The following is a 14,618-nucleotide window of genomic DNA, read 5'->3' as shown; positions in this document are numbered from 1 at the left end:
TTTAACCCTTGCTATCTGGCGGGCATTTCAAGCTAAATTTATCAAATAGATCTGTTATTTGTTTAATTGCATCTTCAAGTTCCTTAAGATATTTGCTGAAGTCAGGAATGCTTGGAACATTGATATGAATATTAAAAATGTCTGAAAGCCCAGGAATCTCAAGGTTGATATTTAGTATTTTGCTAATAAGGTCATTCACTAAGTCTTGAACGAAACTAAATGCTTTGTCGATCAATTCTGCTACACTTTCGAAAAACTTAAAGATATCATATAAACTAACCTCATGTGGATATGGTATTAGCACTGGAATTGTAATATCTTTTAGTTTATTTTCCAATTCTTTAAGTAAGTTCATTATTGGATCAAGAGCACTTAAGATATCATTAATAGCATCATTGATAGCATTTAATGGATTCAATGCTTCTTTGATTTTTTCAAGTTCATTATAGAAGCTATTGATTGCAGAATTGGCTTCAGACATTGCAGTATTTAAAGCAGAAACTATAGGTTCTGCATCTTTAGAAAAGCTGTTAAGGTAATCAATCGATTTTTCTTTTGCACTGCCATCTGGAAGGCTTTCTACACATTTGTATACTGCTGTAAATGTATCGTAGAATTTCTGAGAAGTATCCTGTATCTCTTGTGTTACATCAATTAACTTTTGTAAAACAGGATCTAATTTTTGTAATGCTTCACGCAATGGTTTCACTACAGATTCAATACTATCAGCAGCTTTTTTTGCCGATTTTACTTGTGGCTGCAGCACAGATATTGCTTGTTTCATAGTTGTAGCTGCCGGTCTTATTTGCGGAATTACTGAAACAAAAGTAAGTAATTGGTTAGCTTCTGTTAAATACTCGTCGAGCTTCGTAAGATTATCATCGATTGTTTTAGAATACCCTAAAACCTTAATGATATCATCGAGATTGTTTTTCAAACGCTTTAAGTTTGCGTTCAAATCACCAGCAATCGTTGGAGTTTGCTCCAGCGTGCTGATAAATTTTGTAGTTGGGTTAGTACTCATAATTTTTAGTAAAGGTTAATAAAAGGTAGGACAGTATAATTTCTGTCGATTATAAAAATATTTTATGTAAAGCAGTTTTTGTATGTTGAACAAAAATGATTGCTACATGAAACTTCTATTTGTAATACATTCGTGTAGTTGTAGAAAAATGATGTTTAAAATTAGAGATTTTACAACTAACTTTATTCGTTATTTTCATTATAATTTCACTCAGATTTCTACAATCTTCTTTTATGTTACGGTAACCAAAGAACGTTATGGTCTTTTATGACTAAAAATGTAATATTCTGATTTTGTGGGAATTAAAAAGTTGTTCTCTAGTTTTAGAAAATTAACATAGCTAAGCTAATAAAAATGTATAATAATTACTACACGTAGAAACACCTATTTTACTTTACATGAGTGGGGAATCTTATTTTATGATGCTGCTAAGAAGAATAGCTTTTGAAGTACTGCAACTACAGGGAGAAAGTATATTTTACTCTTGAAAATATATTGCTATCTAATACATTTGTGATGAATAAGTTTAAAAAAGAACAGTTGCCTAAAAGATATAAGAGGTTAACTCATTATCGGTTTGAAATATAAAAGTATATGCTCAAATTAGATACATCATTAATGATGATTTTTAGAATTATTGAAAAAAGGGAATAACTTGGTAGAAACTAAAATCAATGGATTATTAACATAAAATATATGAAAGTAGCAACATTTGTTAATTATTTGTTACGCTTATGCAATATTTTAATATGTTTAAAGTTTTTTACATATATTCGATACAGAATAATAACCCTTACCCCTAAAGATACCTAATCTTTACAGTTGAAAATATCTGATGAAACATGCAAAAGCACGTACGCTTTTTGCAAGGAAAAGTATTGTGTTTGCAAAATTTAACTCTATTTGTCTAAAATATAAATTGCCTAGAATACTAATACATTTTCAATACAAATCAAAATAAAAAGTTATGCCAAATATTTTAGAAAATAATCAATATCATATTACACCAGATCTATCTTATGGGCGAGATAGAGTTAATAGAGCTCATTGTAGATCTCACTTTTTTATTGAAGATTCTAATTTTAATCAATCTGATATTCAAAAATTTGGACCAGTATCAGAAAGTAAATTTAAGATTACAAATAGTTTCACCATAAGTGAAACAAAAAAAATCTATTCTATATGTAAAGGCACGATCTTTATTCAACCACAGCTAGGGAACATTAATAAAATAAACTTAATTTTAAAACCTTTCAAGCAGCCAATTTCAAACCTTTCTATTAAATATATAATATATAGAGGTTTGGATAAAAGTGATTTTATTGTAGGAAACAAATTTGCACCCAAAGGAGATACTGCAACAGGTTTGGTAAATTATGTATGGGAAGAATATGAGAAATTTTATGATGTTGGAAATGGAGGAGAAGCACCTAATTTTTATGCTAAATATATTGGTTATCCTGAAAATGATAATGATCAGAATGATAATGATCTTATTGATCACTATTTTTTCAAAATTGTTACTTATACTGATGAAGCGCAAGCTCAAGAAAATGAAAATACCGCTTTTGAACTTCCATTAATTCCTATGGGAACACACCTTGCAACTGTAAGCGGAGAAATGGGAATAGATATTGTTTTAAATAATGGAGATTATTACATAGAAAATGATTCTCATCCTTTTAAATTAAATCTTGCTTATGCAAGAGTAGCTGATTGTTTTATAGATACTACAACAGTAACAAATCTTTTTTATAAAAAATTACTTAAAGAATCAGTTGTTCAGTTTATAGATATTGCCACTTTTTATGGTTTGCATATTAATAATTTGGGAAAACTTTACTTCGCAGAAAATTCTAATCCGTTAATAATTAAAAGTAGCATTTATGAATTGATGAATGGATTTGCAAATAAAAATAGAGTATTTATCTACATTCAGAGTAATCGTAATAGATCGTATAATTTTTATAATGATTATAAAATTTCCGAATCTAATAACAATAATATTAAAGTAGGAGCAAGCCCTGATAGTTACGAGGAAACAGTTTTTGGAACTTTAGATTGGCCTATTCATATTTTTGATGATGTTTATAACTTGAATGAAAATGAAAATAAATTAGAAATTCAATTAGTAATAGATGGTGCTGATTATGGCTCACTATTATATTGTAAACACGGAACATTATTATCAGAACATAATAATAATTTCCTAGATGCTGAATATCTAATTAGTACTTCTGAGACCATAGGTTATTCTAATTCGGTAGAATTTTTAATAACTAATATTTTAGATGATTCTGAAAATAAAAATATATCTAATTGTTTGTTTTTGAATTATGTGGGGAGAAAAACGAACTACTCTTTTGTTGAGGATATTCCTTTAATCAATAAAAAAGTATTTTATATACTAGATGGCATTTTTGATATTATCAATATTGAATCAATATATAAAAGTTTACATTATGAAAGGAGTATAGTTAATTTTAACAAACATATACTAAATCTTGAAAATTTAGTCGGTTATTCAGGAATATCTTTATTGGAAACTTCAATAAACTTTAATAAAGGAAAAAAATATGTAAACCCATCAGATGAGAACTCTGAATTGATAGAAAAAAATAGAGTTTTATTCATTTCTAAAAAGAGTAAAACAACTGAAGTTATAAAGTGGAATGATCAAAGTTCTATATTTTCAAGAAAAACATCTTGGATAAAATCAAATAAAAACGATTTAGAAAAAGAAAATTATTTTAGAGGAGTTTTTGGAAATAAAAATTATTACACAGAATATTTTGCCATCAATGATAATGGATTTTTTGATGTTAAACTATTAGCTCTAAGCCATAAAGATAAGCCAGATAACTCCAACATATGTTTAGGGCTTACTTATGAAGAATTTAATTCATTAAAAAACATAATTCCTGATGATTCACACAATGTATCTTTTTACTTTAAAGAAGATTCAGATGTGCAAGATTGGGATTCATTAAACAATTATACCTATTTTAAATATTCACTAGGAATTCTTTATGAAGATATAAATGGAGAATTACAAACCTTATTATCAACTCCTCCAATTTTTATTTATTCTTTGAACTTAACATTTTTTGCAACAAAAGAGTATGCTGATTATGAATTTTATGCAGAGAATCGTGGTGAAGGAGATAATCTAGAGTAAAAAACATTATAATAATTATGTCAGCTATTCAATTTTTAGAAAAATTAAAATACTTCTTAGTTATTAAGGATAATCATAAAATTATCTTCCAAGGTCCAGGGAATTATTTAAATAGACCTTGGTATAGCTCTGGTTCTATAGAAATTGTTACTCCAGAGAATATAATAATCAATATAGCTTTGATGACTTCGAGAGCAGGTCTTGTAGCCAATGATACAGCTAAAGAAACTTTTGAAAAGGCGAAAGAACTAGGGTACGTGTTAAGGCATATACCTACAAATCTATTTCAAAGCATTGATAATGTGGGAGATATTCCCTCTGAAAATTTAGAAGCAGGTGTTTTTAGTTATGTCGATATTGTAGGAGGTTACAAGAAATATGTCTTTGCATTCAAAGACTTTTACGAAAATTTTCCGATATATAAAGGTGAAAATAGATTAGAGTTACAAGTAAAAGAAAATCTTCAAGATAAAGGGAGGTATGCTGGTTGGTTTAGATATGCATTGACAATTATTGTTGATCAGGATTCTGCATCTGCATTTGAAGCATTTCTAGCACTTCCATATGGAGATGAAAGTATAGGTTGGAGAGGTAATTTTATTGCTGCTTACCAAGAAGCGTTAGCAGGAGATTATACAAGATTCCATAAATATGATACCTCTATATATGAGCAAGAACTTGACATAGATCAAATGTATTTATTGTTAGAGTCTTTTGATACATTAGACCTGCCTATTGATATAATATTGGGACTTATAGATCTAGAAAATAAAATAAATGCTATAAGATTAATAAATAATTTAAAATCTGATACGACAGGCTTATTAAAACGTTTGGATGAGTTTTTTAGAGATGAAAGTACTACAATATATCTTAATTATTACGATACATTAGCTCAAACGTATCAAAAAACACTTGAGTTGTATGATACTATTTCTGTTGTAAATCAAGAGGTTGCTGTTTATGAAGAATATGAAAACGATCGTTTTCTATTTATGAAATTGGCTATAGAAGCAAATACTTATTTTTTTAATAATAAGCTTGGAAGTTTAAATATAGATGCTCAATTTTGGACACGATTCAATTATTTATCGGGTATTGAAAGAATCAACGATTTAGGGAAAATATTTTTTAAATATTATTGTTACAGAGATTGGGAATTTGCAAATAATCCTCATTATGATGTTAATGAACCAGGATTAGATCCTTTTGACCTTGTAAAGCTTTATTTCATTAATGGAAGAGAGGAATTATCTAAATTGGATACTAAGGATAAATTATTGAAATCGTATTTGGCTGTAGATGCTAATGATGAAAATTTACAGTACACGTATCTGCCTAGAATATATATAATGGCATTATGTGAAGCACAGCAATCAGCTATTATTTCTCATGCAATAGACGTAGTAACTCTTCAGGCTGGAGCTGCATCGTTATTAAAGTTTCCTGTTATGTCTATTACTGGAGCTTTGAGTATTGCTACAGTAGTGACCTTTTCAGGAAGTATTGTTTTTAGCGACCCTACAGTAAGTGCTTATTTAGAAGAAAATCATCCTGATTTTATTGCGAATTGGAATACTATCAAACAAGCAGTTCTTATATTAGATTTGGCTCATTTGGGACTTTTTGGTGTGAGAAACATAGCTAGTATGGTTAATGACTATGTTACTTACAGAACGGCAATGAATCAATTTAAAGCTAAGTATGATTCTTTTTCCCCTCAATTAAGAGCAAAATTAAAACCATTAATGGAAAATGGATTTGCACAATTAGATCTTGTATTAAAAGAGTGGGAAGCATATTTAAACACTGTTAATAATGCTTTTAAACCAGGTTGGACAGTAGGAAGAGTTTTAGAAGATAGAGCTAGTGGTATTTTTCATGAACCATCAGTGTATTTAAAAGAATCTTACATTAATTCTCACCTTGCAAAATTTGATAATGGATATTCATTTTTAGCAGTTGAACCTGCGGGATCACCATGGCTAACTACTGGCTACCCTACAATTGGTCCTCCAGGAGGCAAATTTACAGCTGCATATGATGAAATGACTCAGCTATTAAATAGAACAAATGGTAATCTAGCAAAAATTCAAGATGAATTGGGGATAGTGGCAGGACCTGATGATTGGGTAGGGCAAGTGAGAAATGGAGCAAGAATAATAAGAGTAGACTTAACCCCAAGTCAAGTACCATGGTCAAATATCCCTAAGGGTAATGAAGGAGGGGCAAACCCTCTTTGGTTGCCAGGAGGAATTACTCCTAAAAATTGGGCAGAATTGATAATAGAATCTATACAAAAATCAACTATTAATTCCAGTCAAGTAAGATATATAACTTTAAAATAATAACGAATTGATTTTCAATATTAAAAATAATTATGAAAAACATTACAGCCAAATACATAGAATTTATAACAAATGATAGAAAAGAGCTAGCAAATGATGAAACTTTTGTTAAAATAAACAGTAATTTATTTGAAGTGATTTATAACTTTTTAAAAGAAAATAAAATAAAAGAGATTTTAAAAGGGAAAAATGAATACAGTACTTACCAATATAAATATGCAGGAAATATGGCTGTAAACCCATATGGAACTAATTTATTTGAAATTTTTACAATTTTTCATTTTTTAATAAAAGAAAAATTTCTTACTAGAAGAGAAGTTACAGAATCGCTATTGTCTATAGCTTTCGAAAATTACACATACATTTTTATATACATGCACTATTATTTATCCAAGATAGGAACAGAATTCGATACTGTATTGGACTGGCACTCATTAGTTGATTACATAAATAGAAGTTATTTGGATAAAAACATACCAATAGAAGATACATCCTTTTTTAACAATAATGAAATGGAAAGATTTAATGAAAAAAACTTAGGAATAAAGTTTAATATCTGAAAAGATCAACTAAAATATTGAAGTGAGATGTCAATTTTTTGATTGATTAACTATTTAGTTTTAAGTGGTTAATGTTAGTTTTTTTCTAGGAAAATAGAAAGATTAAAATTTAAAGAAATAAAAATATGTCAAGCGAAGAAAATAATACAGCAATCATAGCTTCTAGATATTACCCTACAATATCTTCTTTAATAAATGAAGATGATATTCCTGATATGTTAGGGTTTATAAAAGACGGGATCGTTTATTTATTTGATAATATACATTACAAAGATTTACAATTTAGTAAAAGTGTATATGGAGATGAGGCTTTTTACAGTCTATCGATAGTTACTAAAAAACGCTTAGACATAGAAATTCCTGGGACAGGAATATATTTAGTTTTAAACCCCAATGTAGATAGTAGTCAAATTTCAGCTTTTCCCATTACTGTAGAATATCAATGGAAGATATTAGGGTATATAAGTAGATTCAATTTGAATGAGTTTTCTTTTATTCCTAAAGATATTTTTGAAACAGCTCTTCAGGCTCTTAATATTTCAGAAGAAAAAGCAATATTACAATTTATAAATGAGTTTGTAGACCCTATTGAAGAAGATATAGAACAAATACATCAATTTGTAAATGATGTCAAAATGGTATATCCAGACTGGACTTATACCCTGCCTGCGGATACAACAAATGCAATTCCCGAGATTTTACAATCATTACAGGGACATACAGGTGAGTACAGTTCATTAATAGCTTTTGGGATTTATATATTGAATTCTGATTTTGAGACAACTAAAAGAAAATTAAATACATATTTTAAATCTTTACTTTCTCAAAATATAGAGAAATATATCAAAGATATAGTTACTCCCAAGGCAAGAGCTACATTATTATTATCTGCAGCCATAGAATTCCCAAGAAGCATTCTAAAACCTGTATACAATGAATTTGGTGAATATCCGGGTGTTGAGCCATCATCATCAGAACCACCAACTGTAGAACCACTAACAGGAGAACCATTAACGGAATTACCAGAAGAAGAAGGTGGAAATCCAAAAGTAATGCTATCTTTTGGACAAGCACTATTCTATGCAGATACCGAAGAAGGTTTTGGGTACAACTTAGATGTTGTATTAAATACAAACTATCCTGCACAAATAGGAAATACAGGACTCATCGTAGATATCCAGAACTTAAAAATTGATTTAAGTAGGAATTCAAACATCATAGAAGCCGATTTAGACAATCGTCCACCTGAATTCATGGGAATTTATACAGATGTGACGACTATTTATCTGCCTAAAAAATGGTTTAAAAAAGATACAGGACAAACACTAGCTATCACTGGAGAACGTTTGTTAATTGGTACAGGAGGAATGTCTGGAACTATTGCTTTGAGAGCAACCTATGCGGTACAGCAATCAGGAGAAGTAACAGACTATTTTTCTGAGTATTTCCAAATAGATTATGGTACAGTTGTAAAAGTAGTATCCAATGGTAGCGAAGAAATCATTGCAGATCAAGCTGCGTTGCTAACACATATAAATGGATTGAATTCACCGTATGCATTACGATTTGCATATCCATTAACAATCCTAACAAATACAGGGGCAACCACATTCCAAAAAGAAGCAGAATACAATGCGTTTATCAGTGCCATTGATCCAAACCAATTCATGTGGTTTCAACTTGGAAAAAATGAAGAAAGAGCATGGCGATTAGGTTTTAACCGATTTGATTTAACATTTCATCATGGATCAGTCGTAGAATCAAATCTAAAAGCACGTCTTGAAATTCCAAAATTCAAGGATCCTGATAATCCGGATGAAACAGCAATTATCAACTTAGAAGGACATTGGTATAGTGAAGAAGATTTTTCGCTTACAGCTTCATTCTTACCAGGCGGTTTTCCATTGAACTTATTCAATTTTATGACGATCAATTTCTTATCGGCAGAAATTGGAAAAGATGATGATAATTTCTTTATCGGAACCGCTTGTGAAATATGGTTTGATAATGAAATCATGAATAGAATTCTTGATGGACAAAAAATAGTACTTCCGCATTTACGTATGTATGACAACGGAAGCATAGAAATCGTTGGAGGAAATGGTTTTATTCCAACAAATATTTCTTTAAATCTTGGGCCAATTGAAATAGCAGTTTCAGGAATTCATTTCGGTTCACACCAACGTGAACATAACGGAGTGATGCGTAAATATGATTATTGGGGATTTGATGGAGCAATTAACTTAGATCCACTAGGATTTGATGCGAGAGGAGAAGGTGTAAAATATTATTATACAGTAGATAATGATGAACATGGAGATAATGGGCATAGTTATTTACACATAAAAACAATAGAAATAGACTTAATCATTCCTGGGAATGAAGATCCAGACAATGCATTAGCAATTATTCATGGAATGTTAACAATTCCAGAGCCAGGAGAAAGTCAAGAATATATAGGTGAAGTATCGGTGCAATTACCGCAAGCTAAAATAGCAGGAGGTAATGCAGCCATGCGTTTACAACCAAAGCATCCTGCTTTTTTAATAGAAGCAGGGATTGATATGGCTAAACCAATACCATTAGCAGCTACAGGAATAGGTTTCTTTGCTTTTGGAGGTCTATTAGGATACAACTACGTTGCTGAAAAAGAAGCCATCGGTTTAGTATCTGGAGAAAATACTTGGTATGAATATTTTGTACATCCAGAACGCGGTGTCAATCAAATGAAATTCAGTGGTCCAGAAAGAGAACATAATATGCCATTCTCAGTTGGAGCAGGAACTGTGCTAGGAACCATGTTTGATGATGGTTACACATTTTCCACACGCTTAATGGCAATACTGTCATTACCATCAGTATTTATACTAGATGGTAGAGCCAATGTACTTGGAGAACGTATTGCGATGCTAGATCATAGCGAACCACCATTCTTTGCAGGAGTCGCTTTTGGTGACAACTCATTAGAGTTTTGGTTTGGAGCAGACTATCAATTGCCTAGTAACGGATTTATCATAGATTTATATGCTGAAGTACAGGCAGGTTTCTTCTTTAACAATCCGTCAGCTTGGTATATCAATTTCGGAACAAAAGAAAATCCAATCTCAGCACGTTTCTTAACAGTTCTTACAGCACAATCATTCCTAATGTTATCCGCACAAGGAATAGAAGCCGGAGCACGTGTTGAATTTGATCTACGAAGAAATTTCTTCGGAATCAAAGTACATCTATATGCTTATGTAGAAGCTGGAGGAGCAATTAGCTTTGAACGCCCTCAATTTGGAGGATACATAGCAATGGGAGGTCAAATAAGTATTAGTTTCTGGAAAATTGTTGGATTTACAATTGGCTTAGACGCTATTCTGTCTGGTGAAGCAGCAGAACCTTTCTTACTATATGCAGAACTCAGACTTCGTATCTGTATTCGAATAATAGTAAAAATATGCAAGAGAGTCACTGTAAAACTTAAATGGGGAGGAGATAATGAACCAAATAGAACACCAATTCCTCCATTACCATTTGCAGGAAATCCTCTTGCACCATTGCCTATTGGAGGAAATAATCATGTAGATAGAACAGAACAGTCTGTAAAAGGAATCCATATGCTCACCAATGAAGCCTTTGATGTAGATTTCCTTGGAGTTATTGATAATGATGGAGAGCTAGAAATATTTCCAAATAGTATTACAAAAATAATTCCTGTTGATACTTTTATTGATTTCAAAGTGATGAAAGGTCTCTTACCAGGAGCAGTTTCAGGACTTATTGGAGGATATAATAATGCGCCAACAAATCATGTAGATTTAATTCCACCACAAAGAGTGGTACGAGGCGGAAGAGAATTACGTCAAGTAAAACATAAATATAGTATTGAAAGCATTGAAATAAATGCGCTGAATAGAAATGGAGAATGGGAATCGTATCATCCATTTCAGGCTGTTGTAAAACCAGAAGATGGTATCGGTGATGTATCACATTTACGAATAGGATATTGGCAAAAATCTAGTAAGCAATACAATACAGTACGTTTATTAGCGACAAATCCATTCTCATACTTAACAGCAGGAGAGCCAGGTTGGTTTATTCCTGAACAAATGGGAATAGGACCTTCTGATTTATTCTGTGAAACACAACAAAGGGGACTTGATTGTATGAACTTCCTAACGAACAACGTTGGAACTACATATTATCCGCCAACGCAGTATGAAGCACATGACATCAATGGAGTTCAATTTAACTTAGTTGGAGTCTATTTTGGAGAAGCAGACGATGAAGGAAGCCTTATTCCTGTAAGTGATGATAATTTCAGAATATCTAACGCTTCAAATTCACATGGATATACAAAATCATTAGAATTTGATAATTACAATAGCTTAGAAATACTGACACCAGAACCTTCTGTACGTGTTGATCTACTTTTAAATACACATGCGCAAGGAGTTACGATTAGATACTATAAATCAGTGTTAAATGATACAAGTCCTAATGCGATATATCAACAAATTGGCTTGCAAACTAAAGCAGCAAACGAACTTCAAAATGCTGTTTCATATGTCAATGAAGAAGCGTTTATCAGTAAAATAGTTATTTCACCTAATACACCAAATTCTGATGATATCAATGCGATAGAATTACAAATTGAGGAGTTATGGTTAGAAGCGTATAACAATGCTGTAGGAGAAGATGTGGTGATATTAACTGCTGCTCAAGAACAACAATTAGATATTTGGGATGCAGAACTAGCAGCCTTAAAAGGAGAAGCATGTTCTCTGCCAGTTAGGAATTACTATTTTGTAAATACATACGAAGAAGCAGTTTCAAAAGTAACCATACAAATTCCAGATCTACATAAATCAGGAATTCATTATTATGCTAATGGAAACTTTACCAAAAATCCTACAGAATTAGATAGTAGAGTATTAATGAAACTAACCGATCAAGGAGAAATCTTAAATTCCTCCATGATTACAGATAGAAATGCGGTAGCAATTTCAGGAGATGATTTAATAGCTACTAATGAAGGATGGTTAGATTACAAATTTGTAACTCAAGGAGGAAATATATTTAATCTACAAGTAACTAACTTCACAAATGATCTAGAAGTTGTTTGGAATAAAGATGTAAAATATGACATTCTAGTTGAAGATATCACTAAGTTTCCTTCAGCTTACATGAAGGAATTAAACTCTAGGTATACAATTTTTAGCTATGCAAATCACAAAGATGCAACGATAAGTCTAACGCTATTTGACGGACAAGGAACTGCTGTACATTTTGGTTCTTCGGATAGTATTCCTGTAGATAGTAGGACAATAATTCATAAAATAAGCCCGCTTGTAGATACTGTAGGAGCAAGTATTTTAGTAGAAACTGCAGATACATTTTATTTGTTAGATTTTAGAATAGATTCAAGTAGAATCATTGCCAGTTCAGTATATGAATTAAGTGTTAAGAGTGTCTTTGATATTCATAATATTAAAGGTGATAAATTACTAATTACAGCGGAAATTGGTAGTAAAAATTGCATTACAATCGCAAGACGATTAGAAACTAATCTTGAATTCACTTCAACACAATTTTCAAATGAAATAAAGTTCAAGAACCTCAATTTTATTGAAGGCTATCATGATAATGATGAGGTATTTGTAAGAAATACACAATACATATTCAAAGTGAAACTGTCTGAGTCTAGTTCACATATCATAACTAGTTCATGGGTATTATCAGATTTAAGGAATTTAATCCAACATATTAGATATAATACTATTGAAAAACATTTTGTAGTTTCTTGTATGATTGATGAGACAACCGATATTTCAGAAACGTATACCGGAATTGTAAAATCGGACTTTAACTCATGTATTTTTAATTCATACGCTGTTAGTCATGGCTTTACTAATCTTGAATTTTCTTCAATGGAATTAGAAAGAAGATCCAAGAACGAAGAATATGAAGTAATAGAAGGAGAAAAATCACAAGCAGGAGTTAATCTTTTAAAAGAAGAAATCTGTCCAGTTACATTTGATGATATAGCTCCTTCAAAATGTTTTACAACCTTACAGGAAATCTGTTGGATGACACTAGAAAATCATGAGTTTAATATAGCAATTCCAAGTCAAGCAGCAATTGTCGAAGATCAATTAGCCATGGAAGAAGCTATTGAAAAAATAGTACAACCTGTTTGGCGTCCAAATACGAAATACTATGTGAAATTTACCTTGAAAGATGAAGTAGATAATGGAGAAAGTACACCAGGTGTTTATAACTATTACTATGGATTCAAAACAGTTGGTCCAGTTGGTCATTTCCAACATCACCCAGAAGTTAATTATATAGCTGAAGGAGAAAATCCAGATCAATATCCTATTACGTCATTAAGACAGTACATCGATTACAATCGTTCATACCCGAATGCAGATGGTAGCTTATTACAAGCAAAACCAATATTCTATGGAGCAAATCAATGTAAGATTAACTTATTCTTTGACAAACAATGGGCATATCATATGCTGAATACTTGGGCAGAATATAATAATATGGATGAACTACAAGGTGCGTTAAATATTGCGATCAAAGACCCAGTTACCGATGTCATAATTCCATATCCTTTACCTGAAGAAATCAGTGCTAATGAAACAGTGCCAGTTCCAGAAAATGAATCATGGGACAGTGATACAGATCCAAATATTCCAGCAGGTATTTTACTGTTAAATAATTTGATCAATCATATCAATCAACACAGTAGTGTGATTAACTGTAATTTAGAAATTGGAGATCCATTATCTCCTGCAGGATATACGTATGAGGTAACGTTAACAAAATTGAAACCTCAAAAGTTATATACAGCACTATTTTACAATGCTTTTGAAGTAAATAATGATGATCTTTTAGAAAATAAGGAAATACATCAATATGTCTTCCAAACATCACGTTACAAAGACTTTAGTGAACAGGTGAAAAGTTATTTATTAAATGATGGACAAGATAACGAGAAGCCTGCAATTTTTGACGTGTCAATTACTGCAACCGCTGAAGAAGTAATGACGGCTTACAATATTGTAGCAGGAGAGAATGACGAGCAAAGCAATGCTTTAGAAACGCAATACCAACATCATTTTGATAGAGTCTTAGAAGGAGTTCTTAGTTTCAAACCATTAGATCCTCCATCAACCACAGAATTTAATGTAATTGTTAATAAAACAGATGGTAAAACCATTGGACTATTAATTCGTAATCCTGAACCATTTAATATTCCAAAAATTCCACTAGATACAATACAAAATACAATTGTTGTTGTAAACAGTGAAGGAGAAATCATGGAAGATTACAAAGTTTTACATGCTAAAGATTATTCTCAAGCACTCATCATGCATTCAAGTGGACAAATAGAAGCTTCTACAATTTCACTCCGATTTATTTACAAAACTTGGGACGGAAATAGCCGACAATACACAATCGCAGATACGGTAACTATTCAGGAATTACAGATTCAATAAAAACAAAAGAAA

5 protein-coding genes are annotated in these 14,618 nt (G+C 31.3%); 4 read left to right on the top strand and 1 reads right to left on the bottom strand.

From position 1 onward, the window contains the following. Position 1: 1 nt before the first annotated feature. Positions 2-1,024 carry a hypothetical protein gene (locus Q0845_RS05615; protein WP_298510409.1) on the bottom strand — a complete coding sequence of 341 codons (1,023 nt, stop codon included), beginning with the start codon at positions 1,022-1,024 and terminating at the stop codon, positions 2-4. Between the two features lie 967 nt (positions 1,025-1,991). On the opposite strand from Q0845_RS05615, the gene Q0845_RS05610 reads away from it, so the two are divergent. From Q0845_RS05610 to Q0845_RS05595, 4 genes are all read left to right on the top strand, one after another. Next, a complete protein-coding gene (locus Q0845_RS05610) occupies positions 1,992-4,202 on the top strand; it encodes a hypothetical protein (protein WP_298510406.1) in 2,211 nt (736 codons plus the stop codon). Between the two features lie 17 nt (positions 4,203-4,219). Continuing rightward, positions 4,220-6,550 (top strand): hypothetical protein, encoded by a 2,331-nt coding sequence (locus Q0845_RS05605; RefSeq protein WP_298510403.1) that lies wholly within the window; start codon positions 4,220-4,222, stop codon positions 6,548-6,550. A gap of 32 nt (positions 6,551-6,582) precedes the next feature. Continuing rightward, a complete protein-coding gene (locus Q0845_RS05600; protein ID WP_298510400.1) occupies positions 6,583-7,110 on the top strand; it encodes a hypothetical protein in 528 nt (175 codons plus the stop codon). A 125-nt stretch (positions 7,111-7,235) separates the two neighbouring features. Continuing rightward, positions 7,236-14,606 carry a hypothetical protein gene (locus tag Q0845_RS05595; RefSeq protein ID WP_298510397.1) on the top strand — a complete coding sequence of 2,457 codons (7,371 nt, stop codon included), beginning with the start codon at positions 7,236-7,238 and terminating at the stop codon, positions 14,604-14,606. The last annotated feature ends 12 nt before the right edge of the window (positions 14,607-14,618 follow it).

Origin of the sequence: uncultured Kordia sp. (assembly GCF_947489565.1) — a bacterium.
Taxonomy (GTDB): Bacteria; Bacteroidota; Bacteroidia; order Flavobacteriales; family Flavobacteriaceae; genus Kordia.
Note: the sequence above shows the minus strand (reverse complement) of the source record. Positions and strands in the feature narration are given on the sequence as shown.